This window comes from Algoriphagus algorifonticola (assembly GCF_007655305.1).
Classification (GTDB): Bacteria; Bacteroidota; Bacteroidia; order Cytophagales; family Cyclobacteriaceae; genus Algoriphagus; species Algoriphagus algorifonticola.
Map to the genome: position 1 here is coordinate 172,996 of NZ_VLOG01000008.1, position 26,074 is coordinate 199,069.

At 39.2% G+C, this 26,074-nt stretch carries 23 protein-coding genes; 14 read left to right on the forward strand and 9 right to left on the reverse strand.

The genetic code is table 11. From position 1 onward, the window contains the following. Positions 1 to 56: 56 nt before the first annotated feature. Both FL972_RS01430 and FL972_RS01435 read right to left on the reverse strand, forming a co-directional pair. A complete protein-coding gene (locus FL972_RS01430) occupies positions 57 to 692 on the reverse strand; it encodes an NUDIX hydrolase (protein WP_144602594.1) in 636 nt (211 codons plus the stop codon). Between the two features lies 1 nt (position 693). After that, the gene (locus FL972_RS01435) at positions 694 to 1,359 is read right to left on the reverse strand and encodes a bifunctional isocitrate dehydrogenase kinase/phosphatase (protein WP_144602596.1); all 666 of its coding nucleotides are present in this window, start codon (positions 1,357 to 1,359) and stop codon (positions 694 to 696) included. A 408-nt stretch (positions 1,360 to 1,767) separates the two neighbouring features. On the opposite strand from FL972_RS01435, the gene aceK reads away from it, so the two are divergent. The 4 genes from aceK to FL972_RS01455 all read left to right on the forward strand — a co-directional run bounded on the left by aceK (position 1,768) and on the right by FL972_RS01455 (position 7,324). Further along, entirely contained in the window at positions 1,768 to 3,492 is a 1,725-nt protein-coding gene (aceK, locus tag FL972_RS01440) for a bifunctional isocitrate dehydrogenase kinase/phosphatase (RefSeq protein WP_144602598.1), read from the forward strand. A gap of 61 nt (positions 3,493 to 3,553) precedes the next feature. Beyond that, the gene (locus tag FL972_RS01445; RefSeq protein WP_144602601.1) at positions 3,554 to 4,678 is read left to right on the forward strand and encodes an alpha/beta hydrolase; all 1,125 of its coding nucleotides are present in this window, start codon (positions 3,554 to 3,556) and stop codon (positions 4,676 to 4,678) included. 5 nt (positions 4,679 to 4,683) lie between these two features. Next, complete coding sequence (locus tag FL972_RS01450) at positions 4,684 to 6,105, forward strand: leucyl aminopeptidase family protein (protein WP_144602604.1); 1,422 nt, start codon at positions 4,684 to 4,686, stop codon at positions 6,103 to 6,105. Position 6,106: 1 nt separating this feature from the next. After that, the gene (locus FL972_RS01455) at positions 6,107 to 7,324 is read left to right on the forward strand and encodes an ATP-grasp domain-containing protein (protein ID WP_144602607.1); all 1,218 of its coding nucleotides are present in this window, start codon (positions 6,107 to 6,109) and stop codon (positions 7,322 to 7,324) included. A 2-nt stretch (positions 7,325 to 7,326) separates the two neighbouring features. Here the strand turns inward: FL972_RS01455 and FL972_RS01460 are convergent, their stop codons facing one another. The 4 genes from FL972_RS01460 to FL972_RS01475 all read right to left on the reverse strand — a co-directional run bounded on the left by FL972_RS01460 (position 7,327) and on the right by FL972_RS01475 (position 10,564). Continuing rightward, positions 7,327 to 8,094 (reverse strand): TIGR02757 family protein, encoded by a 768-nt coding sequence (locus FL972_RS01460; protein ID WP_144602610.1) that lies wholly within the window; start codon positions 8,092 to 8,094, stop codon positions 7,327 to 7,329. Continuing rightward, positions 8,094 to 8,648, reverse strand: a complete 555-nt coding sequence (locus FL972_RS01465) for a hypothetical protein (RefSeq protein ID WP_144602612.1) — start codon at positions 8,646 to 8,648, stop codon at positions 8,094 to 8,096. The genes FL972_RS01460 and FL972_RS01465 overlap by 1 nt, the downstream gene beginning before the upstream one ends. Positions 8,649 to 8,743: 95 nt before the next feature. Continuing rightward, on the reverse strand, positions 8,744 to 9,346 hold the full coding sequence (locus tag FL972_RS01470) for a DUF6992 family protein (RefSeq protein ID WP_144602614.1): 603 nt from the start codon (positions 9,344 to 9,346) through the stop codon (positions 8,744 to 8,746). Between the two features lie 90 nt (positions 9,347 to 9,436). Further along, positions 9,437 to 10,564 (reverse strand): LysM peptidoglycan-binding domain-containing protein, encoded by a 1,128-nt coding sequence (locus FL972_RS01475; RefSeq protein ID WP_144602616.1) that lies wholly within the window; start codon positions 10,562 to 10,564, stop codon positions 9,437 to 9,439. 220 nt (positions 10,565 to 10,784) lie between these two features. On the opposite strand from FL972_RS01475, the gene FL972_RS01480 reads away from it, so the two are divergent. From FL972_RS01480 to FL972_RS01515, 8 genes are all read left to right on the forward strand, one after another. After that, the gene (locus tag FL972_RS01480; protein WP_144602619.1) at positions 10,785 to 12,137 is read left to right on the forward strand and encodes an NfeD family protein; all 1,353 of its coding nucleotides are present in this window, start codon (positions 10,785 to 10,787) and stop codon (positions 12,135 to 12,137) included. 26 nt (positions 12,138 to 12,163) lie between these two features. Then, positions 12,164 to 12,541, forward strand: coding sequence for a globin domain-containing protein (locus tag FL972_RS01485; protein WP_144602621.1), 378 nt, complete (start codon positions 12,164 to 12,166; stop codon positions 12,539 to 12,541). Next, positions 12,534 to 13,280 (forward strand): lysophospholipid acyltransferase family protein, encoded by a 747-nt coding sequence (locus FL972_RS01490; RefSeq protein ID WP_144602624.1) that lies wholly within the window; start codon positions 12,534 to 12,536, stop codon positions 13,278 to 13,280. The genes FL972_RS01485 and FL972_RS01490 overlap by 8 nt, the downstream gene beginning before the upstream one ends. Then, positions 13,270 to 13,557 (forward strand): Asp-tRNA(Asn)/Glu-tRNA(Gln) amidotransferase subunit GatC, encoded by a 288-nt coding sequence (gene gatC / locus FL972_RS01495; protein WP_091650078.1) that lies wholly within the window; start codon positions 13,270 to 13,272, stop codon positions 13,555 to 13,557. The genes FL972_RS01490 and gatC overlap by 11 nt, the downstream gene beginning before the upstream one ends. Next, a complete protein-coding gene (locus FL972_RS01500; RefSeq protein WP_144602627.1) occupies positions 13,557 to 16,346 on the forward strand; it encodes a tetratricopeptide repeat protein in 2,790 nt (929 codons plus the stop codon). The genes gatC and FL972_RS01500 overlap by 1 nt, the downstream gene beginning before the upstream one ends. Before the next feature lie 70 nt (positions 16,347 to 16,416). Beyond that, the gene (locus FL972_RS01505) at positions 16,417 to 17,133 is read left to right on the forward strand and encodes an ABC transporter ATP-binding protein (protein ID WP_091650073.1); all 717 of its coding nucleotides are present in this window, start codon (positions 16,417 to 16,419) and stop codon (positions 17,131 to 17,133) included. A 59-nt stretch (positions 17,134 to 17,192) separates the two neighbouring features. Next, complete coding sequence (locus tag FL972_RS01510; protein WP_144602628.1) at positions 17,193 to 17,741, forward strand: cob(I)yrinic acid a,c-diamide adenosyltransferase; 549 nt, start codon at positions 17,193 to 17,195, stop codon at positions 17,739 to 17,741. 71 nt (positions 17,742 to 17,812) lie between these two features. Next, entirely contained in the window at positions 17,813 to 18,880 is a 1,068-nt protein-coding gene (locus FL972_RS01515; RefSeq protein ID WP_091650067.1) for a branched-chain amino acid aminotransferase, read from the forward strand. A gap of 614 nt (positions 18,881 to 19,494) precedes the next feature. Here FL972_RS01515 and FL972_RS01520 read toward each other — a convergent pair. Continuing rightward, positions 19,495 to 20,709 carry an arginine deiminase gene (locus FL972_RS01520; RefSeq protein WP_144602631.1) on the reverse strand — a complete coding sequence of 405 codons (1,215 nt, stop codon included), beginning with the start codon at positions 20,707 to 20,709 and terminating at the stop codon, positions 19,495 to 19,497. Between the two features lie 194 nt (positions 20,710 to 20,903). On the opposite strand from FL972_RS01520, the gene FL972_RS01525 reads away from it, so the two are divergent. After that, positions 20,904 to 21,665 carry a DUF4197 domain-containing protein gene (locus FL972_RS01525; protein WP_144602634.1) on the forward strand — a complete coding sequence of 254 codons (762 nt, stop codon included), beginning with the start codon at positions 20,904 to 20,906 and terminating at the stop codon, positions 21,663 to 21,665. 60 nt (positions 21,666 to 21,725) lie between these two features. Here the strand turns inward: FL972_RS01525 and lysS are convergent, their stop codons facing one another. Then, positions 21,726 to 23,432, reverse strand: coding sequence for a lysine--tRNA ligase (gene lysS / locus FL972_RS01530; protein WP_144602636.1), 1,707 nt, complete (start codon positions 23,430 to 23,432; stop codon positions 21,726 to 21,728). A 100-nt stretch (positions 23,433 to 23,532) separates the two neighbouring features. Next, positions 23,533 to 24,708 (reverse strand): proline dehydrogenase family protein, encoded by a 1,176-nt coding sequence (locus FL972_RS01535; protein ID WP_144602638.1) that lies wholly within the window; start codon positions 24,706 to 24,708, stop codon positions 23,533 to 23,535. A gap of 157 nt (positions 24,709 to 24,865) precedes the next feature. On the opposite strand from FL972_RS01535, the gene FL972_RS01540 reads away from it, so the two are divergent. Then, positions 24,866 to 25,945, forward strand: a complete 1,080-nt coding sequence (locus tag FL972_RS01540; protein WP_144602641.1) for a bifunctional 3-deoxy-7-phosphoheptulonate synthase/chorismate mutase type II — start codon at positions 24,866 to 24,868, stop codon at positions 25,943 to 25,945. The last annotated feature ends 129 nt before the right edge of the window (positions 25,946 to 26,074 follow it).

Below are 26,074 nucleotides of genomic sequence, written 5' to 3' on the forward strand. Positions count from 1 at the left end.
TTTTTGCTTAAAGGTTACAACAATACCAACAAATGCCCATTTGCCCAAAAATGAGCTTATTTTCCCTTTTCCAAAAGTTCTATAAACTCTCCCAAAATCATGGCAGTGGCACCCCAAACCATTTCTTTCTCAACTTCAAAATAAGGAGTGTCCAGTTTGATTTGATTTCCTATTTCCAAAATGGTTTTTTTCTGGATTTCAGGGGATACGATATCGGAAACTCTTGCTGAAATGATTCTTTGAACTTCCCTTTCCTCAGGAACGAATTCAGGAATATGATCTACATAACCGATTACAGGACTTACTAAAAAATTGCTGGCAGGAATAAATAAATCAGACATTCTGCCCAAAACTTGGACTTTACTGGCATTTACTGCCACTTCCTCCTCAGCTTCCCGAAGGGCTGTAAAAACTTCGTTTTCGTCTCCTTCGTCCATTTTTCCTCCTGGAAAAGCTATCTGCCCACTATGTACTCCAATGTATTCAGGTCTTTTGATCAATGGAAAAAAAGCCTGCTTTTCCTGTGGATAGATTAAAATCAGAACTGCACCTTTCCTGTGATTAGAGGGTAATTTTGGATCAAACCTTCTCATATCCACCGGCTGAGGTGACATCCTCATCTGTGCCTCTTTACCCGGAAGTTGCCTGGAAAGCGAGTTTTTCAGTCTTTGGATTACTTCTTCAAAATCCATTTTAAATCAATTCAACCTTCTTGATTTTCTTATTTAGGTAAGATTCTATCTTATAATCAGAGGTAACTTTTTTCATTCTAAATTGATACACGAGGTTTTCATTAGGTCTGATCAACCAAACCAAGGGTCTAAACCCCTCCACTTCCTGAAAAAAGCCCAGTACTAAAAACTCTTCCTCGCTCAGCCATAAGCCCTCTTCAAATGCTCCGGAAGGCCCCATAAATAGAAGGCGCTCTTTCATTCCATCTGCCTTATACCATACTACCTCAGAGTCTGGATTCAAAAATGGGGAATCCAATTCATCCTGAGCTTCGATTTTGTAAGAATAGATATCCATTACTCCGTTTCCTCCCGGATGGGGAAACTGATAAGGAAATAAGGGGTCGCTAGGAAGGATAGGGTTTTTCTCAGGCATCTCAAAGCCCTCCAAAGTATCGGAAAGCATCAATTCAAAATCATCCGCACCAAACCTTCCTAATTTCTGAGCCCAATGCTCATACCATTCAGATTTCTGTGCAAAAACTAAATCAAGTTTGGTGGGAAAATCATCCAACAAATCGGAAGAATCCACCATCACTTCAGTCTCATTTTTCTCCGAAGTTGATTCACATGCAAAAGCAACTCCTATGAGGCAAATGAGGAAAAGAATTTTTATCGATTTATCCATAAGAAAAAGATGAATGCATGAAGCTAAACCAGGAGGATCAAAAAACAAAAAAGGCCGGACTACTTATCCGACCTTTTCCTGCTCTCAAACCTATTAAACCTATTGTAGATATTCAATTCATGAATACTGTCGAAAAGTAGAAAATGTTTTTATATACTCCAAACAATCGATTGCGAAAGATTTTCAAAATTTTATTCTTCAAGTAATTTTCGCCCTAAACGCTTCAAAATCAAGCTTATTTATTTTCATTTTTTTACAGAATTTTTTTGGTAGGATTTTGAGATCAATTAGGAAATTTCAATGCAATCGTGTGCATAAATTCCTGTTGCACTATCTTTTTATAAGAAAAATTAATAGGAATCATTCCACGAGCTTCAGAGGTATTAACTTTTTATACTATTTTCAATCATGCCACACAGAGCCATACCTCTTGCAGAAAAAATTTTTCAAGGATTCGAAAGTTACATTCGCTCCTTCAATACTTACACGGAGCTAGCTCCTCTTTATTTCAAGGAAAAAAACTGGGCTGCCACCCAATTGAATCATAAACAAAGGCTACGCTTATATAAAGACTTATTGTTTCAATTAGTGGAAGAGTTCCGAAAAATGCTTGGTGATGATGCCGATAAAAGGGAAATATGGACATTGATAAGGCAGCATTATCAGGAATTGATTGCTGAAAGACCTGATATAGAACTTGCAGAAACTTTTTTCAATTCAGTCATCAGAAAGGCATTTCCAGGTATGTCCAGCGACGAAGAATTGATGTACCTGATGGAAGGTCATAGTTCCTGTGAGATTTTTTCTACGGCAGAGTTGCTCAATTCCTATCCCAGCTCAATGGGATTGGACTTCATTATTCGAAAAATATTGGATGATTATGATTTTGGAGCTCCTTTTATGGATAAAGAAGCTGATATCCAGTTCCTGATTCAAAGTGTCAAAGAGGTCATTCTTACACGATATAATCCCGGACCTGAAACAACCACGCAGATTTTAAAATCGGTTTTTTATAGAAATAAGGCGGCATACTTAATCGGCCGAACTTATTTGGGACATAAATGGATGCCTTTTATCATCCCAATTCTTCATGGACCCAAAGGTGTTTTTGTAGACACTCTGATTTTTGATCCTAATATTATGAGCTCACTTTTTAGCTTCACCAGATCGTATTTTATGGTGCGGGCAGAAATCCCTTCCCAGGTTGTAGCCTTTCTGAGTTCGGTTATTCCTCATAAAAAAACACATGAGCTATACAATGCGATCGGGTTTAACAAACACGGCAAAACACTATTCTATAGAGATTTCTTATTGCACTTGGCACAGTCTAAAGATCAATTTGTAATCGCTCCCGGCATCAAGGGAATGGTCATGACAGTATTTACTCTTCCTTCCTTTAATGTGGTATTCAAACTCATCAAAGATCATTTTGAGCCTCCAAAAAATATGACCAGGCAGGAAGTTCGGGAAAAATATAAGTTGGTTTCCTTACATGACCGGGTAGGCAGAATGGCTGACACACATGAATTCGAATACTTTAAAATTCCCTTGGAAAGACTTAGCCATGAACTGCTTCAGGAACTAAAAAACACCACTAACTCCCTTTTAAAGACAGAGGGTAAGCATTTAATTATCAAACACCTATATACTGAAAGAAGAATGATTCCTTTGAACATATATCTGGAAAACTGCAGTACTGAGGAGGGAAATCAAGTGGCAGAGGATTATGGAAGAGCTATTTTACAATTGGCTCAGGCTAATATTTTCCCGGGAGATATGATGACTAAGAATTTTGGGTTAACTAGACAAAAAAGGGTGATATTTTACGATTATGACGAGATCGAGTTTCTAACGGATATGAACTTTAGAGCCAAACCCAAGGCCGAAACTTATGCACAAATCTATGCTTCTGAACCTTGGTATGATATAGGTAAAAACGATGTGTTTCCGGAAGATTTTAGGCGTTGGATGATTGGAAGAAATGATTTGAAGGAACATTTTTTAAGTTATCACCAGAATCTTTTTGATCCAGAGCATTGGAAAAAGATTCAACAAAGGATTTTGAAAGGCGAGCTTATACATGCCTTCCCCTATCCGGATGAAATCCGCTTTAGGCCAGAAGAAAAAGTTTAAGTTTCTTCTTAATGGTTCAAAGCTTACTTTTGCAAAGATTGAAAGGCAGCTCGCCTCACCTATGATTTCCCTAGAGACAGACCTAAAAGATAGCAGTATCAAAACCCGTAAACTGATTTTACACACCCCCGACGATGATGAAAGACCTGTTTATATTTCAGGTAATTTCAACAATTGGGCTACGCAGGATTATCGGTTTAAAATGAAAAAAATCGATGAGGGAAAGTATGAATTCGAGTTTCCGGAGGACGAAATTTTTCAGGGAGAATTGATTTATAAATTCACCAAGGGAGATTGGTCAGAGGTAGAAATTGATAGATATGGCAACAAAACGCCCAACCGGATTTGGAATGACTCTAAAAAATCCCGAATCGAAAAAGTTGCCAAATGGAGAAAAAACTGGCTCCCATATCGCCCCAGCCAACTTCCTAAAATCCACTTGATATCGGAGGAATTTGAGATCCCCCAATTGAACAAAAAAAGAAAAATCTGGGCATTGCTACCACACGACTATGAGAGTAGCAATGAACATTACCCAGTTCTATATCTTCAGGACGCCCAAAATCTTTTCAACGAAAAGGCAGAATTTGGAAATTGGCAAATAGACAAAAAACTGGCTGTCATGTCAGATTATGGGATTGGGAAAATTATCATTATCGCTGTCGAACATGCAGAATCAGAAAGAATACAAGAGTATAATGTAGGAAAGACCCTTTTGGGTAAAGGGCAAGGAAAGCAATATATCAGATTTATAACGGATACGCTTAAGCCATTTGTAGATAAAACCTTTAGAACCAAACCTGAAAGAGAGCACACAGGAATTGGTGGAAGCTCTATGGGAGGATTGGTTAGTATCTTTTCAGGCTTGATTTATCCAGAGGTGTTTGGCAAACTCATGGTATTTTCTCCTTCCCTTTGGGTAATTCCCAAAATCAAACTAGGATTTTTAGATTTCTTTGATCCGCAGGAAACCAGACTTTATCTATATGCCGGAGGAGATGAGAGTGAAACCATGGTTGAGCATGTCAGTAAACTCCGAAAAAGGCTACTTAAAAGAGAGAGCCTGCAAGGAAAAATGAAAATCCGGCTATCCATCAATGAGCAGGGGAAACATAATGAAAGCTACTGGAGTGATGAATTTCCCAAAGCGATAGAATGGCTTTTTTTCAGCAATAAAGAAGAATAATACTTATGAAGATTCGAATTAATACTCAAGCTTCCAGCCCATCCTTTTTAAGGGTAATTCCATTTTTGGAAAAGGAAGATATCAGCTTTTCGGCTTCAAACGGAAAGATTGTCAATGTAAAAAATCCAATTTTTTCAGGCAAAAAAGACAGTTTTTATGTCTTAGAAGTAGAAAACGAGATAGTGTTGCTGGTCGGCTTGGGAAAGGATCCTGAATACAAATCCATAGAAAACTCATTAAGAAAGGTGCTTCACAAGCATGATCATCTGATCGATCAAAGTATAATGCTTGAGTTTCCGGAGGGTTTTGATGATAATTATCTTGAACCTGCCCTAGTTGGCTTATTTCTAGGAGACTATCATCTTGATTTTTTTAAAAAAGAGCGTAAAACCAATTTCGAAGAGCTAGAGGTGCATATCAAATTGGCACATAAAAACGCTGAGAAATTGGTACAACGAGCAGAAAAAATTTCAAAAGCAAAGAAGGAAGCATTTAGGCTTGTAGACTTACCTCCCAATAACCTTACCCCAGAATACTTGGCAGAATGGGCCGTAGAAATGGCAGGAAAATATTCCTTGAAATCAGAAATTATTAGCGGAATAGATGCCAAAGATAAAGGATTGGAAGCATTTTTGGCTGTGGGAAGAGGCTCGGCTAAGGAACCCAAATTCATTATTTTAGAATATAGGCACCCTGAAGCAAAAACACATTTAGGATTAGTTGGTAAAGGGGTAACCTTCGATACAGGAGGCCTCAATATTAAAACTCAGGGAATGCATCACATGAAATCAGACATGGGCGGAGCTGCTGCAGTATTGGGAGCAACTCAAGTGATTGCAGATTTGAAAATTCCTATCAATCTCACTACCATTGTTCCAGCGGTGGAAAATGCAGTTGATAAGGATGCCTATTTACCTTCTGAAATTATAGCTTCTCATGCAGGATTAAGCATTGAGGTAGTGGATACTGACGCAGAAGGTAGACTGATTTTGGCGGATGGTCTCTCCTATCTCATTGAGACTTACAAACCAGATCAAGTTATTGATATGGCTACCTTAACAGGCAGTGCCGTAGGTACCTTTGGTTATGAGTGTGCTGCACTTTTCTCTAACGATTCCAAGCTCTCTGAATCTCTTCAAAACGCCGGAAAAGGTGTTGGAGAAAAATCCTGGCCTCTACCGATTTGGGAAGAGTATGCCAGAGAAATGGACTCTGAAATCGCTGACATCAGAAATTATCACGGAAAGCCAATTGCAGGAGCCATAACAGCTGCTAAGTTTTTGCAAGCCTTTACTCATGAGCATTCTTCTTGGGCTCATTTGGATATTGCTGGGGTGGCTTTTGCGGATACTGATTTTGCAAAAACCAAATCTGGAACTGCCTTTGGTGTGGGATTATTGCTTAAATTCATAGAAAATCAATTGTAATATGAATCAACAAGGCAAAACTTTTCTGTGCATTTCCAACTTTTTTAAAGGCAATGCATTTTTAACAGCATTGAAGAAACAGGGAAATCGAGTTTTTCTAGTTACCTCCGAAAAATTGAAAGACAAACCTTGGGTCTATGAATACATAGATGAGGTTTTTTTCATGCCAGGGCAAGATTTAGATTGGGATTTAAACCTGTTGCTTCAGGGAGTTGGTGGACTAATGAAAAGCCATAAAATTGAATCCATCATTGCCTTGGATGATTACGATGTTGAAAAAGCCACTTTCCTGAGGGAAAGTTTGAGAATACCGGGAATGGGACAGACCACCGGAAGATTTTTCAGAGATAAGTTGGCCATGAGAATCAAAGCTCAGGACTCTGGACTTCGGGTTCCTGCCTTCTCTCCTCTTTTCAATGACGAGGACATCAATTTATTTGCAGATCATATTTCCGCGCCTTGGGTCCTTAAACCTAGATCTGAGGCTTCTGCACATGGGATCATCAAAGTAAATTCGAAAGAAGAACTTTGGCACCATATCCATGAGTTAGGAGATAATCGCTTATACTATCTTGTCGAACAGTTCAAACCGGGAGATGTCTATCATGCCGATGGCTTATTATTAAATGGAAAAAGCCTGTTTTTAACTGTTTCAAAGTATTTGGCGACTCCTATGGAAATCTCCCAAGGAGGTGGGATTTTTCGTTCTGCAAATATCAAATATGGATCTTCAGATGATAAAGCAATCAAGAAAGCAAATTTCGAAATAATGAAGGCATTTGGGATGAAATCAGGTGCAACGCATACTGAATTTATCAAATGCCATGAAGATGGAGAAATTTACTTTTTGGAAACCTCATCCAGAGTAGGCGGAGCACACTTGGCAGAAATGGTGGAAGCAGCCACTAATATTAATTTATGGGCAGAGTGGGCAAAAATCGAAGATTCGTTGGCCAAAGGCTATAAATATGAATTGCCGAAAGTGGCTAAAAACTATGCGGGTATAGTACTTACTTTATCCAAATTTGAACACCCTGATTTAAGCAGCTTTGATGATCCTGAAGTATCTTTTAGAGTTCCATTGGAATACCATGCCGGGCTGATTGTCAGATCCAAAAACCAGCAAAAAGTAATGGAGTTGTTGGACAACTATGCCGAACGATTTGCCAATGAGTTTTCAACCACTGCTGCTGCTCCTGAGGTCAAAAAATTTCATTAAGCCTAGAACTTTTCTTCAATCCCAAGTCCAAAGAGAGCGAAATCATATTTAACCGGATCTGTCGGATCAAAGGTTCTCAATTGCTCTGTCAGTTCCAGAGCTGTTAGCCAATCCGTTTGTTTTCTTGTAATCAAGCCAAGCTTCCGCGCTACCCGATCTACATGCAGATCACAGGGACATATTAACTGAGCCGGATTGATCTGATCCCAAATCCCGAAATCAACTCCCTTTCTATCCTTTCTAACCATCCATCTCAAATACATGGTAATGCGCTTACATGCTGCTTTTCTTGCGGGAGTCGCTATATGTTTGCGGGTTCTAGATGGAGCATCGGGAAGAGAAAAGAAAAACTCATGGAATCGGGATAGAATTGATTCCATAGCATCAATTTCCCCATTTTGGCCAAGCAAAAATGCCTGTTCGAGAGAATCATGTTTTTTATAAAACCAACTTAAAAAGTGGATGAAATAGAGTGTATCCACATCGTTGAATGTTCTATGTTTGAAGGTAAGAAATGGCTTTAAATCCTCTTCCTGATGATGCAGTAAAAAGTCATATGGAGCATTATCCATTTTCTCAAAAAGCTCCACACATTTATTAATAATGGTCTTTCTCTGACCCCAGGCTAAAATCGCAGCAAAAAAACCTGAAATTTCAATGTCCTGCTTTTTAGAAAAGCGATGCGGGATAGAAATCGGATCGTTGGTTATAAATCCCGGCTGATTGTAGAGTTCGACTTTTTCGTCTAAAAATCCCTTGATATCATTCATTAAAGAGCAACTTTCACCTCTCCGCCTTGAGTTCCGTCAAACCATTTAAAAGAAAGCTCATTTTCTACTTTCTCAGAAACATGCCAGTCAAAGCATTTAATATTTGTTAGCGATCTCAAGGAATCTTCATCTGGATTATACAAGCAAATGTCAAAGTCGGGAAGATCCTTGGATTCAGTGCTATTCCATTTTTCTAAAATAAATCCCTCTTCTATAACTCTGATTTTATTTCCAAAGACAAAATCCGATAAAACCGATGGAACCCCATCCATCCTTCTCAGTCTAAAGCCAGAAGGGCCAAACATGATCTGTTTAACCAATTTAGCCTCCAGCATTTCATTGGAATAAGGGAGAACTTCCCATTCACTTTCCTTAATGACTATTTTTTTACCCTCAGGTCTCAACCTAGTCAAGAGTTGGGAAAGTTTGGAAAAGAGCCAGGTAAGCCCAATAAATAGCAAACCAAAGCTTGCAAGGATTGGATAAGATACCACGAATATCAAATTCCAGATAAATCTAAATACGTGGTGAAAGAAGAGTTGTACTTTGTTCATAATGGGGTACTTGCATGCAAAGGTACCCTGACTAAATAAGAATGGCAAACTAGAGCTACAGAGTAATAACTAAAATCTATTCAAAAAAATATGATTTATCTTAGGGGAATTCTCAAGGCTACTCCGGTTGGGCTTAAACTAAGGTTTTGAACTATTTCAGGTAAGTCTTTTGCATGGGCGCTGTGGAAGCTATACATGATGCCATCAAAGACCAATAAAAATGCACCTTGTAATATTACCGACTTCCCAAATCCAATCAATCGCTCATTTGATTTTCTCAGCCCTCTTTCTTTCAGGTATAAGCCTCCTCCCATATAAGCTAAATCTAATGCAGCATTAAAAAGGAGAATTTTTTCAATTCCATTTTGAGCGTCCATTGTTTGCCAAAAATCGGTACCTGGACTCTCCTTGGTAGCTTGCCAATAACCCAACCCTGCAATAATCAGATTCACAGAGTTCCAATACAGGTTCATTTGGTGAAAGGCCTTGTTTTCTCCCATGCTTTGGCTTGCTCCTATCCCACCCCAAATCATATTTCCCACAGCCCAAGAGCCTAAAATCAACATCCCTTTTTGATTGTAATCTAATCGGGTCTGATTAAAAGTTTCTAATGCAGGAATTTCCTGACTAAGGCTTTCAAAAGCAATGAAAAATAGTGCTAGAAAAAGGAGAGTTCGAAGTGGAGAAATAGCTTTCATATCAAACAAACTTACTGAAAAGCGGATAGTTATGATAATTAAAAAAAAAGCTCCGATAATTCGGAGCTCCAATTAATTTATCAAAACTTCTTAATACATCACCTCAACAGGGAATCTTCCATTCACAGCTTTGAGTTGATCAAATGCCGCTTGTGAAAGTTTAATGACCAATTTAGAGTTATCACCGGTTTCAGGAAGTGTTCCCACTACTCTTGCGAAAATGGTCACGTCATTTTCTTCATTTTTCACTCGCATGATAGTTCCTACGGGCGCAGTTCTGTGCAAAACCAAATATTTTTTATGACCTCCTGTACCTTCTATCAGTTCAGCTTGGCCGGTTTCTCTAATATTCTTAAACCCACCTGAGCTCGCTCCATCCGGAACAACATGCATTTCTTCAGCGCTACTTACCACCTTCGGTTCACCTACAATCGGCACGTCTGATTGCTTGGGTTCTGCTCTTCCAACTTTCAACACCTGTCCAACAGTTAGATTATTTGACACCAAACCATTCCAGTTGATAATGTCTTCCACTTTTGCATTGTACTGCCCGGCAATTGAAAACAAAGTTTGTCCGGTCTTAACTTCATGAGAAATCCAGTCTCCAGGAACCAAAACCTGACCTGTTGGCTGGGCTTTAGGTTCAGTCATTGGTTTTGTTTCTTCCTTTCTTGCAGGACTTGGCTTAGCTTCTGGCTTTGGAGTAGTTTCCTGTTTGGCAGGAACACTAGCAGTGGTAGGTGCAGGTTTAGTTTCTTTCACTTCAGCTACCGTCTTTTGAGGAGCTGCTTGTGGTTTTTGAATGACCAATGCCTGGCCGACACTTAGATCATTTCCTTTTAAACCATTCCACTCCATGATCTCAGAAACTGTCACATCATATTTTTTAGAAATCGCAAATAGCGTTTCACCTGGAACTACTTTATGCAAGGCTGCACCTGAAGGAACAGTTTCTTTGGATACATAGGGAACTCTGATTTGCTGTCCGATTTTTAAACCCGATTTCAAAGAGGCATTCGCATCTACAATTTCTCCTACAGGGGTTTGATATCTTCTTGAAATTCCGAAAAGAGTCTCCTTAGGCTCAACATTATGGATGATAAAGGTTTTATCACCCACCCTTTCGATTCCTACAGAGTCCATTTCAGTGATAGCGAAGGTTGAAATGGAAATAAAAAGTGCAGGAATTAGGTAGAAAGTGCGTTTATTAATTTGCATATAGAAAGCTGATTTTGATGGGTTGTACTAAAATTCTATCTACATAAACATCAATAATTATGCTAAAAGACTAATTTTCTCGAATAAGAATCCGAGGTTGTGGATCAAACGTCTTAAATCAACTGAAAGTCAAGGAATTTTAGAAAAAAAGCCTGATATCTTTCAAAAAATAAGTCCTAAAGGAAATTCATGCGTATCTTTTGTTTCTGATTAACTAACCATGAAAACATTATTCTACTGCCTTTTAATGTCAATTTTCTATAGCAGCTTCTCAAGCACTAATGCCCAGGAAGCTGAAATAAAGAAAATATTCACTTTTAAAATTGACAGAGATATTGATCCTGCAATGAATAGAAGAGTGAAGCTGGCTTTGGAAGATGCAAAAGAAAAAAATGCAGATTTGATTATCATCGAAATGGACACCTACGGAGGTGCGGTCAATGATGCAGATGATATTCGAACCATGCTTTTGGAATCCGAAATTCCGATATACACCTTTATCAATAAGGATGCAGCCTCCGCCGGAGCCTTGATTTCGATTGCTACCGATAGTATTTACATGGCACCCGGAGCAAGCATTGGTGCCGCTACTGTGGTCAATGGGGCAGATGGAGCTGCAGCACCTGATAAGTATCAGTCCTACATGCGCTCCATGATGAGAAGTACTGCCGAAGCAAAAGGACGAGACCCCAAAATTGCTGAAGGAATGGTAGATGAAAAATTGGAGATTGAAGGTGTATCCGAAGCAGGTTCAGTCATTACACTTTCCGTTTCTGAAGCCATTAAGCTGGGTTTTTGTGAAGGAGAATACCGCTCCATCAACGCCATCCTTGAGGCCCAGGGGCTTCAAGACGCTGAGATTATTGAATATGAAGTTTCTCACACGGAACAAATCATTTCTTTTTTCTTAAACCCTGCAATCAGTGGGATATTGATCTTAATTATTATAGGAGGAATCTATTTTGAGCTTCAAACTCCCGGAGTTGGCTTTCCACTTCTCGCATCAATCGTTGCCACCATCCTCTATTTCATCCCTTATTATTTAAATGGACTAGCTGAAAACTGGGAAGTAATTGTATTTGTGGCAGGTGTGATATTATTGGCAATTGAGCTATTTGTCATCCCGGGCTTTGGAATTTTTGGGGTCCTAGGGATCACTTGTATCCTTGCAGGTTTGGTCTTGGGTATGCTTCCGAATCAAAATTTCGACTTTGATTTTGTACCTGCCTCTCAATTATTCACTGCCTTGCTCACCGTGATCCTTTCGGCAATTGCTGCTGTGAGTTTGATCTTTTGGCTCACTCCCAAGGTGAATAAATGGCAGGCATTTCAAACCATTACTTTGGCCAGTACCCAACAGAGAACAGAGGGGTATACTTCCAGTTTTTACAAAGATGATTTAAAGGGAAAATCAGGTATAGTACATTCCAGACTAAGGCCCAGCGGAAGGGTAGAAATTGACGGAGAGATTTATGATGCCTATTCCAGAGGAGATTTTATAGACCAAGGTGAAAAAGTGATTGTGATATCCACAGAAGGAACATCTTTGAAAGTCAAAAAACTGGAATCCTAATTCCCTCCTTTTGTTAAGTTTGCGAAATGAACCCATTTCAGAGCATATACGAAGCAGTCGGAGAAGAAAAAATAAAACGACTGACCGCTTATTTTTATGAGGAAGTGTCCCAGAACGAAGAGTTGCGAAGACTTTATCCAGAAAAAGATCTGGCTCCAGCAGAAAGGAGACTTTTCTTATTTCTAATGCAGGTATTTGGTGGACCTCAAACCTATTCGGAAGAGCGGGGACATCCTCGGCTTAGAATGAGGCATTTTCAGTGGAAAATAGATGGTAAAATGAGAAATCACTGGATGAATGCCATGCTCACAGCTTTGGATAAAATTCAGGTGGAACAGGAAGTCAGAGAGTTGATGATGAATTATTTTATCAAGGTGGCAAATCATATGGTCAATCATGATTAAACTTCTACGGATCATTTATTCAGTCTATGCCGGCTTATTATTCATTGGAAGCTTTTTGGCGATATTCCCTTTCTTTTTGATCTGTATTTGGATTCCTGGATGGCAAAGATTTGGAAGAAAAATCAACCGCTACTGGGCTAAAGTTTATTTCACCTTGATTTTTCTTCCCGTTCATATGGAGAAAAAATGCAAGCTTGAAAAAGGCAAACCTTATCTATTTTTAGCCAATCACTTCTCTTATCTGGACATTGCCATGATGGGATTTATTCCGGGTGACGTGCAGTTTGTGGGAAAAGCCTCAATTAGAAAAGCTCCTCTTTTCGGCTACTATTTTAAAAAGCTCCACATAGCAGTTGACAGGTCAAGACTTAAAAGCCGTGCTGAAACTATGAGGAGGGCAGGTTTAGCACTGGATAATGGAAGCAGTATTGTTCTGTTTCCGGAAGGAGGAATCTATTCCACCCAACCACCACAAATGGTTCCTTTCAAAAATGGGGCGTTTCGGCTAGCTGTTGAGAAACAAATACCCATCATTCCTGTCACTTTATCCTATAATCATCTAATTTTGCCTGAAGGAAAAGGGCTCTTGCTCAACTTGAAAAGAGCAAAAATGGTCTTACATGAGGCCATACTTCCTACAGTAGAAGATACAGAAGACAGCCTGAAAGAGAAGTGTTTTGAAGTGATTCAAGCTCAACTTAATCAGGATAATTTAGGTAACGACACACATGAAGATTGACAAAGAAGCAATCAAAAAAATAGCGCATTTGGCAAGGCTAGAATTCGATGAAGGCAGTGCTGAAAAAATGTCGCAAGATATGAGTCAGATTTTGGACTGGGTGGAAAAGCTCAATGAATTAGATACAGATTCAGTGGAGCCATTGACCACTATGTCATCCGAAGTCAATGACATGCGGGAAGATCAGGTAGGTAAGCATTTAGACCACGAAGCTGGTTTGAAAAATGCCCCAAAAAGAGATTCTGATTATTTCCGCGTTCCAAAGGTTTTAGAATAATGCTGCAAAACTCCACCAACTTACTTTCTAAAAAAGCAATTATCCCGGCCCTCCTTTTGATTATTACGGGAGGGCTTTTTGCTTACTATTACTTTCTTTTCAATCCCATACCTTACAGAAATATCCAAGCCGGTTACTTTTTGGATAGTATTTCTATCCCTTTTGATTGGTCTCAATTTGGACCCGTATCATTTCCTATTTTGGTAGATAATTTCCTGATTTTTCAGGAATTCAAAGATTTGGGCCCCAATATTTTTGTTGCTGAGTCCTTATTCTTTGGTATTTTAATGGGGCTCATTCTTACCCTGATTTTGACATTAGTCAGCGAATTGAAAAAGTACTTTTTTCTTGCTTTTGGAATAGTTTGGATTGCCATTCTCACCTTTTCCAATCTGAATGGATTGAACATTGGAAGTCCAAGTAGCAATTACCCCCTTATCATTGCCATAGTTGGCACCTTAGTAATTCCTGTTTTTTTTCATATTACTGGGAAATCTCTTCGATTTGAGTTCAGGTTTCTTCTCAATTTAATTTGCTTGATGGTCACTGGCTATGCGTTGGAAACCTTGAGCCCGATTTCCAGACCCGAGCTTTTTCTAGCAGAACATCTAACCATGCCAGCTATACTATTATCAATTGCTTGGCTCTTATGGAATGGACACGGAATGATTTCAGGCATTTATATTTTACTGCTAAAAGCAGGAAGAAATTTATCCTTGAAAGTATCCATTCAAATCACTCTAATAACAGCTATTTACCTACTATTAATGGTAAATATTTTGATGGATCTCACAGGCTTCCCTATGGATTTTCTGCCAAGCTTCAATCCATTGTTTCTTCTATTTCCATTAGGAATATTGGGCTGGTTTACTTTGAAAGAAAGAGTTGAATCAGGTCAGGATTTGGTGGGGTCTGAAAAGACATTGAAAGGATTGTATCTGATTGGCTTTGGACTGGTTTTATGGCTGAGTTGGAAACTCAAAATCTCCGGAAATCAGCCCGCAGAAGAGTTTCTCAAACATATTTTCACTTACTCTCAAATCGGTTTCAGTCTATTTTTCTTGGTCTATATTCTTACCAATTTCTATGAGGTAATGAATTCCGGAAAAGCTGCCGAAAAAGTATTATTCAAGCCTCATTCCTTGCCTTATTATCATTTAAGAATTGGAGGTTTGATTGCCATGTTGGTAGCCACTGCTTACTCAGAAGGAATAGTTGGCGTGCAAGCCAATGCCATGAGCAGTAATATTTTGGGTGATTATTATTACGGATCAGGTCAAAAATTAGAGGCCAGTATTATTTATGAAAACTCCTGGTCCAGGTATAGAAATAACCCAAAAGCCAAGAATGCTACAGCACAGCTACTTTTTCAATTAAACCAGCCTACTTTGGCTAAACAACACTTGGAAGAAAGCTTTTCTGAAGCTCCTCAGGTGGACAATATTATCCTTCTGGCAGACAGGCTTCATAGAGAAAATAAGATTTTTGAATCCATATTTTATTTAGAACGAGGCCTTCGGTTTTTCCCTGAAAATGAATTATTGCTAAATAATTTGGCACTATTGCTCACCAAGGTAAACCGTGCTGAAGAGGCCTTGGCATTATTGGATTCCAGTTCAGCCGCACACCCTGTTTCCCAAAGTAATCTATTGGCTTTGAAGGCTAAAATGGGTCAAATTGAGGGTGAGTCTAAGGCCTTGAATTCATTGGCAGAAAAAATCAATGAAATAGCCAGACAAAACGCACTGGGAAACTATCCTGAAGAGAAACTTCTAGCGGAAGTAAAGAAAGAAATAGAAAAAGAAAATTCCCCCCTTTTGGTACAGGCTGCTTGGAGAAATATCTTTTCTCAAAAAAACCATGTCAACATTGAGTCCGACATTGCAATGCTAGACAGCTTGTGGAAGCAAGAGGAAATGCAGGATTATATTATGCAACTTCAGGAGACGGCTGTCATCAGAAGTCTTGGAGCCGGAAGAATAGCAGATGCAATCAAAAACCTAAATGGCTTGGCTTTTAGAAATCCCGGAGATGCTGGCTATTTTCTCCATTTATCGACCAGCATTTTAGCTCAACAAATGGACTTTAAAAAAGCTGCCAAAGAATTACTGGCGGCAGAGGAAAAGGGATTTCAGGCTTTTCAGTCTTACCATTGGAGTATTTTGAGCTTTGGTGGATATTATGAAAATGCGGAACTGATTCGAGTAAAATATGGTCTTCAAATGCCGGATTATCTAACTCAGCCAGATGAAGCAACCTTGTTTTATCTCGAGTTAATTCAAAAATTTCACGAAAGCCTGCCAAAAAATTTATACGATGAATGGAAAACTCTTCCTGATTCAGAACTCAAAACTGATTTCGCAATTCGATTGATGGCCTTTAAAAGTCATGGAATCGACGCATCGGATTTGAGGGAATTAGGAAAGCATATTCAAGATAAAAAGGGTATTCAGGAAGATTTGAGTAAATTTTTGGCCAATCCGGATTTGAAGAATAAAGAGTCTGTAGAAGCCCTGCTCAATTGGCTTCAATTGGGAGATGAGTTGACAGGCAATCCCTATTTCAGTCCCTTAATCTGGTCTGCCGTTGCTATCAATCCAGATCCTTTGGCTCAATATGAAATCATCAATGCGGCTACTGAATTCAACCGAGACCCTATTCTCTGGATGAAAAAAGTTCAACTGGCAAGAGCAATAGGTTTGAGCAATTATGCAACAGATGCCCTGGTTGAAATGGCCCAATGGATAGATCCTGCCACTTTAGAAAGACTCCAATTAACCAACTATTAGAAGATAATCTCGTATTTTGACAGAAATGCTGTATTTTTAAAATTCAGCTAAACCACTAACCCAACTTACCATGAGCAGAGTTATTGAGACCCATAATATCAACCGAACCTACAAAATGGGGGCAGAAATTATTCAAGCCCTAAAATCCGTTTCGATCACAGTGGATAGAGGGGAATATGTAGCTTTTATGGGTCCTTCAGGATCAGGTAAATCTACCTTGATGAATATCATCGGTTGCCTTGACACCCCTACTTCCGGCACATACATTCTCAATAATAAGGATGTCAGTGACATGACTGAGAATGAGCTGGCGGAGATCAGAAATAAAGAAATAGGCTTCGTGTTCCAAACTTTTAACCTTCTTCCGAGAGCAAGTTGCCTGGAGAATGTAGCCCTGCCCTTGGTTTATGCAGGTTTTAGCAGAGCCGAGAGAGAAGAAATGGCATTTCAGGCTTTGAGCAATGTGGGACTTGGTGATCGAACCAAGCACAGACCAAATGAACTTTCCGGTGGACAAAGACAAAGAGTTGCGATTGCAAGAGCTTTGGTCAACAATCCATCTATCATATTGGCGGATGAGCCTACCGGAAACCTAGACTCTAAGACTTCCTATGATATCATGGAGCTTTTTCATGAGCTACACTCAAAAGGAAATACCATCATCATGGTAACTCACGAAGACGATATTGCCCACTATGCGCACAGAATTGTCAGATTAAGAGACGGCTTGGTAGAAAGTGATACGGTGAATCCAAACCCAACACGGGGGGTAGGCGTTCACGCTTAGGTCAAACAAAGTATTATCAAATAGATTCTTATTTTTGTCGGAGAATTGAAGGGTTATTCATGAAAATTTATACCAAAACCGGAGATCAGGGAATTACCTCATTGTTGGGAGGAGTCAGAGTACCAAAATCAGATTTAAGAATCGATGCTTATGGTACCATTGACGAACTCAACTCTTACGTGGGACTTCTCAGAGATCAGGAAGTAAATAATTCCAGAACTGATATTCTGAAAGAAATTCAGGATAGACTCTTTACAATTGGAGCTGATTTAGCCACGGTTCCGGGAAAGGATAAAGTAAAAAAGCCAGATTTGCATGCCGAAGATATCCAAATGCTAGAGCATCAAATGGATAGTATGGAAGCTGATTTGGCTCCTCTTACAGCATTTATCTTACCTGGTGGGCACCAATCTGTTTCATTTTGCCACTTAGCAAGGACGGTATGTAGAAGAGCTGAAAGATTGGCAGTTGAGCTCGCTTCTTACGAACAAGTGAATGAAATGGTGATCCAATATTTGAATAGGCTTTCGGACTACTTCTTTGTTTTGGGAAGAAAAATGGCCCAAGAACTAGAAGTAGAGGAAGTAACTTGGAAACCTAGAGTTTAAATAACTGGGTAAATTTTGCCCGTAGTAAAATAAAATTTCAACAAAGGCTTTTGGCCTGAATCCGTTTTAGCATGAAAACCTCGCTAGCCATACCGGTACACAAGACAGCATCTTCCAGATTAGCGCAAACTGATTTTTCCAATTTGGTTTTTGGAAAAACCATCTCTGATCACATGTTTGTGGCAGATTATAAAAATGGAGAGTGGACTGACTTGAGAATTGAACCTTATGCACCATTACAGCTAAACCCATCCAATGCCGCTCTTCATTATGGACAGTCCATTTTTGAAGGAATGAAAGCATATAAAAATGAAGAAGGTGAAATTTTGATTTTCCGAGCGGATGCTAACTGGAAAAGAATGAATGAATCGGCTGAAAGGATGTGCATGCCATCCTTGCCTGAAGAGGTCTTTATGGAGGGTATGCTTCAGCTTTTGGATTTGGATAGAGACTGGGTTCCGACAGCCAAAGGAGCCTCCCTTTATATCCGACCATTCATGTTTGCTACGGATGACTACATAGGTGTAAAGCCATCTGATACCTATAAATTCATCATTTTTACCTGCCCAGTAGGAAATTATTACTCTAAGCCTGTTTCTGTAAAAGTAGAAACCAAGTTTACGAGAGCAACTGAAGGAGGAACGGGAGCTGCAAAAACAGCTGGAAACTACGCTGCTTCATTATATCCGGCCTTACAGGCACAAAAAGCTGGCTACGATCAACTACTGTGGACAGATGGTAAAAGCCATAGTAATATTGAAGAAAGTGGTACGATGAATGTAATGTTTAAAATAAACGGAACGCTCATTACAGCTCCACTTCACACGGGTACAATCTTGAAGGGAATTACCAGAAATTCAGTAGTTCAATTGGCAAATGACTGGAATCAGCCTATTGAAGAACGGTTTTTAAGTGTTTCTGAGTTGAAAGAAGCTTTGGAAAATGGAACTTTGGAAGAAGCATTTGGAACGGGAACAGCGGCGACTATTGCTCATATTGCCAAAATTCATATTGATGGAAAAGATTATGTCTTGCCAGAAAAACCAGCAGATGCTTTTTCACACAAAGTTTTAGCCGCATTGGATGGCATTAAATATGGAAGCCAAAAAGATCCACACAATTGGATCATTAAATTATAAAAATAAAGGCCAGTTGACTTAACTGGCCTTTTTTATTCCTATACCCTAGTTCGGCTCAGTGGCATAGTCATACAAATCGGACCTCCTAAACCTCGGGTTCTGTTGTCAAACTGAGTCTTAAATATTCTTCAAACATACAAAAAAGATGTTGACAGGTTCGTCCAAAATGGATTAGTCTCTCGTCCTTTCGCAAATGATATCCATTTCTTTTGAAAAAACTTTTTTAGTTAGGGCGCGGTGGGCTGACGCAGCAGCGGGCCAGCGTCCGGCCTAGTGCGCCTGCCTGGCGGCGAGACAGGGTTGGAGCTTTGCTGGGTCTTGTCCCGATTCTCGGGATGGTTCTTTTGCTTCAAGGCAAAAGAACGAAAAGAAAAAAGAAAATGCTTAATAGAAACAAAAGGATTTTAAGTTAGCTAAAGCTTACTTTCCATAACAAAGAATTAAATTCCGAAATTTAACTTATTTCGGGATTTAATTTAATCTGTCCTTGGCGGCGCCTGCCTGACGATAGGCAGGGAGTCGAAGGCAGTCCCCAATTATTCTGAATAAATTTCACCCGACTACAGGTCACTAACAGCTAAAGGTCAAATAAATTAATAGTCACTTTTTTATTCCTATACTCTAGCACGGCTCAGTGGCATAGTCATACATCTCGGACCTCCCAAACCTCGGGATAATTCTGAGGAAGGAATTTCCAATACCTCTACTCCCATATTTCTTAAGGCTCTGTTGGTGTGAATATTTCTATTATAGGATATCACTCTTCTTGGTCCTATAGCAAAAACATTAGCTCCATCAAACCATTGCTCACGCATAGAATAGTCTGGATTTCCATCTGCAGTTGCCAAAACCTCTAAATGAGGAATCTCCCTTTCCAAAACCGTTAAAAGTGACTCCTTCAGTACCTCGCGTTTGATATGCACCTTATCATCCTGCACCTCCTTTAAAGTATAAAGAGATGTTTGAAGAACAGCATTCATAGCATCAGGATAAGTCAGCACCAGATTTTCATCCAAAACAGTAAAAACGGTATCCAAATGCATATAATTTCGCTTTTCAGGCAAGTGAACCTCATAAACCCTTTTCACAGATCCCTCTGCCAGAAGAGCTTTGGCTGCATGGTAAATAGCCTTTTCATCAGTCCGCTCAGAGTTCCCTATAGCTACTGCCTCATGGGATAAGACTATGACATCTCCCCCTTCAATACTTGGAGGATTATCATGACCATTGATGGGGTATAATTTATTGACGTGGTCTTTGAACTCTGGGTGATTTTCAAAAACGGTCCTTAACAAATTTGCTTCTCGCTGTCTACCTTCCATTTTCATGGAAGAAAAAATAATCCCGCCAGGCGTGAGTGCCATAGGGTCTCTTTGAAAATACAAATTAGGACAAGGAGTTATCACAAAAGCATAATCCAAAAGTTCTCCCTGATTCAAGTTTGGGATTTTTCTTTTCAATTCATGCACTTTTAAGCCCGCTGTCAAAATACCTGCACATTCGGCCGTGGAATATCGCTCCAAAATATCCTCAGCCAAATGAACCATGTTGGATCGTCTGAGAGATTCCCTCATCAATCTCAGCAATATCTCCCCGTCATATAATACGCGGATTAACAATTCTCTGAGTTGGTAAACCGTAGCTCCGGTTGATTCTATAATTAAATTGGAAAAAACGTCATGTTCTTTTTGCAATGCCTCTAAATAAGGAACATCTTCAAATAGTAAAAAGTCTTTGTTATAGGGAGTTAGCCTATCAATTTCCTTTCCCGGCCTATGCATCAACACTGCCCTGAGAGTTCCAAACTCCGAATTTAATCTTAAATTCATTTATCAATATTTCATTAAATGACTCACTTTATTAAATTTTATCAATGATATCATCAATTTTAATAAAAAATTCTCAAAATTTTAAGACTTCCTGATTTTATCGTAAAACTTAAACTTCCCCTTGATATGGCTTGCTTTTAAAATCTTTTTGGCGTTTTTTCCGTTCTTTCAATCGTACAATCAAACATCATCCCATGACCATAAGTCGACCATATAGAAATTTACTGTTTTTTTTAGGATTACTAATCTTCAGCTCTTGTCAATCCACAGCTCAGATAAACAAGGTAATCCAGCAAACCTTAGGCACACCGAATAATTCTGAAATTGCAACGGGGCTGAAAGAGGCTTTGGAAAAAGGAACTGGAGTTAGCACAGAGCGATTATCTGCCGTTGACGGGTATTTTAAAAATCCTGATGTGAAGATTCTATTTCCTGAAGAAGCTAAAAATGTGGAAAAAACCCTTCGATCAATCGGTTTGGGCTCAGTTTGCGATCAGGCTATTGAGAGCTTAAACAAAGCCGCAGAGGAAGCAGCTAAAGAAGCTAAACCCATTTTTACCGCGGCTATTAAGCAGATGACCTTGCAGGATGTCAGGGGAATCTTATTGGGAGAAAATGATGCGGCAACTCAGTATTTCGCAAGAACCACCAGTCAGGAGCTTACTAAGAAATTTTCACCCATAATTAATAGCAGCCTACAAAAAGTAAACGCTACCAACTATTGGTCTGATGTGATGACTCAGTACAACAAGATTCCTTTGGTAAAACCTGTTAATACCGACTTGACTGCTTATGTTACCCAGAAAGCTATAGATGGTTTATTTGTAGAAATCGCCAAAGAAGAATACAAAATCCGGGAATTGGTAACTGAGAGAACCAGTCCTCTACTTCTTAAAGTATTTAGCTACGCCGAGAGGGAAAAAGAAGCACGTAAAAAAGATAATACAGGATTATAAACGAAGACCCCGGCAATAAGGAATTTGCCGGGGTCTTTTTTTAGTCAATAATTAAGAGAACTACTCTGCCAAATCAATAAAAAGGTTTTCTCCTTCTTTTCGAACAGATACCACTCCTTTTTTGCTTAAGCCTTTCATAGCAACATCCCATTTTTTATTGCTCAAATCAGTCATACCCTTGATTTCAGGCAATAAGGCTGGCTGATTTCCCTTTACTAATTCAAAAATCATCTTTTCTTCCTCGGTCATTTCTACCTGCTTTTTCTCAGGTCTCATTTGAGGGAAGAATAAAACTTCCTGAATCGTAGTCTTATTGGTCAGCAACATGGTCAATCTATCGATTCCAATACCCAATCCCGAAGTAGGTGGCATTCCATATTCCAAAGATCTCAAGAAATCCTCATCCATGGCCATCGCCTCATCATCTCCTCTTTCGGCTAGTTTCAACTGATCTTCAAATCTCTCTCGCTGATCAATTGGATCATTTAATTCCGTGTAGGCGTTAGCTATTTCTTTTCCATTCACGAACAATTCAAATCTCTCCACCAAGCCCGGTTCAGTTCTGTGCTTTTTCGCCAAAGGAGTCATTTCAATTGGGTAGTCGGTGATATAAGTTGGCTGAACTAAGTGTTCCTCAACTTTTTCTCCGAAAATCTCATCAATCAGTTTGCCTTTGCCCATAGAATCATCTACTTCAATGGCTAGCTCAGCACAAACTTTGCGGAGTTCTTCTTCTCCCATTTTACTCACGTCGATACCAGCATATTCCTTGATTGAATCATACATGGTCAAGCGTCGGTATGGACCTGCAAAATCAATTTCTTTCTCTCCTACTTTGACTTTGGTATCTCCGTGAATCGCTAGGGTAACTTTTTCAAGAAGATCTTCCACCATTTCCATCATCCAGATGTAATCCTTGTAGGCTACATAGATTTCCATGGAAGTAAATTCCGGATTGTGAGTTCGGTCCATTCCTTCATTACGGAACATTTTCCCAAATTCATAAACTCCATCAAAGCCTCCAACGATCAACCTCTTTAAATAAAGTTCATTCGCGATTCTCAAAAACAGAGGCATGTCCAGCGTATTATGATGAGTCTGGAAAGGTCTTGCCGCAGCACCACCATGAACAGCCTGAAGAATAGGAGTTTCTACCTCCAACCATCCGTGATCATCAAAATATCTACGCATGGTAGAAATAATTTTGGATCTGGTGATGAAAGTTTGCTTCACTTCTGGATTGACAGTCAAATCCACATAGCGTTGTCTATAGCGCATTTCAGGATCTGTAAATCCATCGTAGACATTCCCTTCTTCGTCTCTTTTAACTACAGGTAATGGCTTAACGGATTTAGAAAGAACCTTCAATTCAGTGACATGAAGGGAAATCTCTCCAGTTTGAGTAGTAAAAATATATCCCTTAACTCCTATAAAATCTCCTATACCCAATAGCTTTTTAAATACACTATTGTAAAGTGTTTTATCCTCTCCCGGACAGATATCATCCCTTCTTACATAAATCTGTAACCTTCCAGTAGAATCCTGAATCTCAGCAAATGAAGCTGAGCCCATGATTCTCTTGGTCATCAATCGACCTGCAATTGAGATATCTTTGTAGTCGGTTTTATGATTTTCGTAATTTTTATGAATATCCTCTGAAGTGACATTGATTGGGAAAGCTTCCGCTGGGTAAGGGTTTATCCCTAATTGCATCAGCTCTTCGCGATCTTTTCTTCGTTCGATTTCCTGTTCACTCAAAAGTTGCATGGTATGGATTTGAGAGTTCTAATTTTTATTTTATTCCTTGACTATTCTTTTTCAGCTTTCTGATTTCAAATTCAGCCTTCTGAATTCAGACTTCACACTTTTAATTCCTCTTTCTTCTTTTCATTTCCCTTTTCACCAGCTCAAACTCCCTGCTGCTTTGTCCAGCTATGGAACTGTTTTCTGCTGCTCTTCGGGTTAGATATGGCATCACTTTTTCTACAGGGCCGTAAGGAACATATTTTACCACCCTATATCCCGAGTTAGCCAGATTAAAGGAAATATTATCGCTCATCCCATAAAGTTGAGAGAAGAAAACCAGGTCTGACTTAGGGTCTATCCCATTGAGGTTCATCAAATCTATCAGTTGAAGGCTACTTTTTTCATTATGGGTAGCACAAACCAGATAAATCCCGTTCTCAATACAATAGGCGATGGCTGCATCATAATCCCTATCAGTGGCTGCCTTATTAGGTTGAATCGGATCAGGATAACCCATCTCCTCTGCCCTTTCCCGCTCTTTTTCCATATAGGCACCTCTTACGGGTTTGGCGCCCAACAAATAGCCTTTTTCTTGAGCTACCAAATGGGCTTTTTGCAATCTTGACAAAGAGTCGTGCCTATACATTTGATAGGTGTTATAGACTACACAACGGTCTTGATTGTATTTTTCCATGGCTTCATAGGCCAGATCATCAATAACGTTTTGGAACCAAGATTCTTCTGCATCCACAAGAATCCTTAATCCCAAGTCATGAGCAGCTTTGCAAAGTTTATCCACCCTAGCTTTCATCCTATCAAAAGCAGCTTGCTCTTCTTTACTTAACTTTTCTCCATTCTGGATTTTGATCATGATATGATAATCTCCCAGTCCGGTTACTTTAAATACACCGAAAGGCATGTAAGCGGTTTTGGCTGATTCGACCAAAGTCTGATAAATCTCCTCCGTGGTTTTATCAAAGCTGGCTTCATCTCCTTTTCCCTCTACCGAAAGATCGAGAATAGATTCTACCCTGTATTCCGCCAACTTTTTACAAGCTTGAATGGACTCCTTGATAGTTTCTCCTCCACAAAAATGACCAAACATGGTCTTTTTCATGATACCTTTGACCGGAAGTTTGAGTTTAAAGGCCAAATTTGCTAATCCAATACCCAGATCGGAGATCAGATTATTATTGAGAGTTGCGAAAATCAAATACATTTTACGCAATTCCGCATTGCTCTTAGAAGCGAAAGCAACTTCTAGATTCTCGAAAGAAATTTTGGGTTTTACTGGCATATTGCTCAAATAAAGGTGCAAAGATATTAAAAAAACCTCTGCAGCAGATGATTTGTTGGGATATTTGGATAGAATCTGATTCTGAAAAAATCAAAAAATCAGGAATTTAAACCTAGCAGGCCTTACTTGAGTTTTAAAGAACAAAAATGCGAATATTTTGGAAACCCTTTTCGATAAAAATCCCCATTCTAAGCCCTTGATTATTGCAGGTCCATGCAGCATAGAAACCCCCGAACAACTGGATAATACTGTTCAGGAATTGGTATCTCAAGGCATCAACTTAATACGCGGAGGTGTATGGAAACCAAGGACAAGACCAGGGAGTTTCGAGGGCTTAGGATCCATTGCCCTTCCTTGGATCCAGGAAATTAAAAATAAATACACAGTCAAATTTGCGATAGAGGTTGCCTCTGCCCAACATGTTGAGGAAGCCCTAGCTCATGAAATTGATATACTCTGGGTTGGAGCAAGATCCACAGTCAATCCATTTACCGTTCAGGAAATAGCCGAAAGTCTCAAAGGAGTAAATATTCCGGTGATGATTAAAAATCCTGTCAATCCAGATTTAAGCCTTTGGATTGGAGCTGTTGAGCGTTTTCAAAAAGTTGGGATTCAAGATTTGGCAGTAATACATCGGGGTTTTTCAAATTTTAGAGATCAAATTCACCGGAACTCCCCTCTCTGGCAGATCCCGATTGAATTCAGAACTCATTTCCCGGATTTAATGATGATTAATGATCCCAGTCATATTTCTGGAAAAAGAGATTTAGTACCCATCATTGCACAAAAGGCGCTAGATTTAAATTTTGATGGCTTGATCATTGAGTCCCATTGTAATCCAGATCAAGCCTGGTCCGATGCTGCTCAACAATTAACTCCTAAAAACCTGGAATTCATGCTTTCTCAGCTGAAAACCAGAAAGGTGAAATTTGAAGCTGCAGAAATGCTCAATCAATTGGCAGAAATAAGAAGTCAGATTGATCAAGCAGATCATGACCTATTAGAAGCTTTGCACAGGAGAATGCAATTGGTTGAAAAAATTGGTGAATACAAAAAACTCAATAACGTGGCCGTATTGCAGATGGAGCGTTGGAAAGAGATTTTCGATAGCCGACCTAGGTGGGGAGAATCCTTAGGATTGAACTCAGAATTGATTCGGGAGATTTTCGGAATTCTACATCAAGAGTCTATTCGAACCCAAACAGAAATTTTGGATAAAATAGAATCAAACAATTGAAGCAAGTGATATAATGAAAGGAAGTATTCTTTTATTTGTTGAAAAATTATTTTTCAATATATAATTCCACTAATATATTTATTAGCGATTAATTATTCTGAATTGCTTCTATATTTTTATCTCATTTGA

Excerpts from the sequence above, each read along its gene's own strand:
- FL972_RS01520 (WP_144602631.1), bottom strand. The coding sequence starts at position 20,709 with ATGAATTTAAGATTAAATTCGGAGTTTGGAACTCTCAGGGCAGTGTTG.
- FL972_RS01515 (WP_091650067.1), top strand. The coding sequence starts at position 17,813 with ATGAAAACCTCGCTAGCCATACCGGTACACAAGACAGCATCTTCCAGA.
- lysS (WP_144602636.1), bottom strand. The coding sequence starts at position 23,432 with ATGCAACTTTTGAGTGAACAGGAAATCGAACGAAGAAAAGATCGCGAA.
- FL972_RS01445 (WP_144602601.1), top strand. The coding sequence starts at position 3,554 with ATGATTTCCCTAGAGACAGACCTAAAAGATAGCAGTATCAAAACCCGT.
- FL972_RS01450 (WP_144602604.1), top strand. The coding sequence starts at position 4,684 with ATGAAGATTCGAATTAATACTCAAGCTTCCAGCCCATCCTTTTTAAGG.
- FL972_RS01535 (WP_144602638.1), bottom strand. The coding sequence starts at position 24,708 with ATGCCAGTAAAACCCAAAATTTCTTTCGAGAATCTAGAAGTTGCTTTC.
- FL972_RS01435 (WP_144602596.1), bottom strand. The coding sequence starts at position 1,359 with ATGGATAAATCGATAAAAATTCTTTTCCTCATTTGCCTCATAGGAGTT.
- FL972_RS01475 (WP_144602616.1), bottom strand. The coding sequence starts at position 10,564 with ATGCAAATTAATAAACGCACTTTCTACCTAATTCCTGCACTTTTTATT.
- FL972_RS01525 (WP_144602634.1), top strand. The coding sequence starts at position 20,904 with ATGACCATAAGTCGACCATATAGAAATTTACTGTTTTTTTTAGGATTA.
- FL972_RS01490 (WP_144602624.1), top strand. The coding sequence starts at position 12,534 with ATGATTAAACTTCTACGGATCATTTATTCAGTCTATGCCGGCTTATTA.
- FL972_RS01510 (WP_144602628.1), top strand. The coding sequence starts at position 17,193 with ATGAAAATTTATACCAAAACCGGAGATCAGGGAATTACCTCATTGTTG.
- FL972_RS01430 (WP_144602594.1), bottom strand. The coding sequence starts at position 692 with ATGGATTTTGAAGAAGTAATCCAAAGACTGAAAAACTCGCTTTCCAGG.
- FL972_RS01505 (WP_091650073.1), top strand. The coding sequence starts at position 16,417 with ATGAGCAGAGTTATTGAGACCCATAATATCAACCGAACCTACAAAATG.
- FL972_RS01470 (WP_144602614.1), bottom strand. The coding sequence starts at position 9,346 with ATGAAAGCTATTTCTCCACTTCGAACTCTCCTTTTTCTAGCACTATTT.
- gatC (WP_091650078.1), top strand. The coding sequence starts at position 13,270 with ATGAAGATTGACAAAGAAGCAATCAAAAAAATAGCGCATTTGGCAAGG.
- FL972_RS01480 (WP_144602619.1), top strand. The coding sequence starts at position 10,785 with ATGAAAACATTATTCTACTGCCTTTTAATGTCAATTTTCTATAGCAGC.
- FL972_RS01485 (WP_144602621.1), top strand. The coding sequence starts at position 12,164 with ATGAACCCATTTCAGAGCATATACGAAGCAGTCGGAGAAGAAAAAATA.
- FL972_RS01465 (WP_144602612.1), bottom strand. The coding sequence starts at position 8,648 with ATGAACAAAGTACAACTCTTCTTTCACCACGTATTTAGATTTATCTGG.
- FL972_RS01500 (WP_144602627.1), top strand. The coding sequence starts at position 13,557 with ATGCTGCAAAACTCCACCAACTTACTTTCTAAAAAAGCAATTATCCCG.
- aceK (WP_144602598.1), top strand. The coding sequence starts at position 1,768 with ATGCCACACAGAGCCATACCTCTTGCAGAAAAAATTTTTCAAGGATTC.
- FL972_RS01455 (WP_144602607.1), top strand. The coding sequence starts at position 6,107 with ATGAATCAACAAGGCAAAACTTTTCTGTGCATTTCCAACTTTTTTAAA.
- FL972_RS01460 (WP_144602610.1), bottom strand. The coding sequence starts at position 8,094 with ATGAATGATATCAAGGGATTTTTAGACGAAAAAGTCGAACTCTACAAT.